Origin of the sequence: Veillonella sp. 6_1_27 (assembly GCF_000163735.1) — a bacterium.
GTDB lineage: Bacteria > Bacillota > Negativicutes > Veillonellales > Veillonellaceae > Veillonella > Veillonella parvula_A.
This window is the reverse complement of the sequence record NZ_GG770222.1, coordinates 1-678: the sequence shown is the minus strand read 5'-3', so window position 1 is coordinate 678 and position 678 is coordinate 1. Positions and strand designations below refer to the sequence as shown.

Here is a 678-nt window from a genome sequence, read left to right as displayed (position 1 = left end):
CACCTAACATTGTTCGGTTTTGAGAGATCTGTTATCTACAAGATAATAATTTCTCATTATATTAAATGGGCCTATAGCTCAGCTGGTTAGAGCGCACGCCTGATAAGCGTGAGGTCGGTGGTTCGAGTCCACCTAGGCCCACCATTTAATACATGGGGGCGTAGCTCAGTTGGGAGAGCACCTGCCTTGCAAGCAGGGGGTCAGGAGTTCGAATCTCCTCGTCTCCACCATTTAGTATTTATTAAATACTAAATTACAATTTAATAGATTTCGATGGCTATCTAGGCGCATGAGATGAACGATGTCGCCGTGTAATGGTAATTACGCAAGACAAGTGAAGCGAATGCATCGACGATAGACGCGAACTATATGAATTGTTTGTTCTTTGAAAACTGCATAGAAGAATTAATATATATATTTGTAAGGTCATCTCTTAGAATTTCTAAGTAGGTTGACCCGAGCACATAGGAAATAATTCTCTGACTTAATGGTGACGTACATGAAAATGTACGGCTACAAAAAACGACAATGTATCTAATGCATGTCAATAAAATCTAAAAATAGATTTTCGTCAGAATTTGATGGATAACGAGGCGTGCCAGTGAGGTGATGTCGCCGCGTACTTATGTACGCAAGACAAACCGAACGCAGCACAACGAAGTTACCCGCAAATTATGG

2 tRNA genes are annotated in these 678 nt (G+C 41.0%); both read left to right on the top strand.

The window, feature by feature from the left end:
• Positions 1 to 67: 67 nt before the first annotated feature.
• A tRNA-Ile gene (locus tag HMPREF0874_RS09825) sits at positions 68 to 144 on the top strand.
• Between the two features lie 10 nt (positions 145 to 154).
• Positions 155 to 230, top strand: a tRNA-Ala gene (locus tag HMPREF0874_RS09820).
• The last annotated feature ends 448 nt before the right edge of the window (positions 231 to 678 follow it).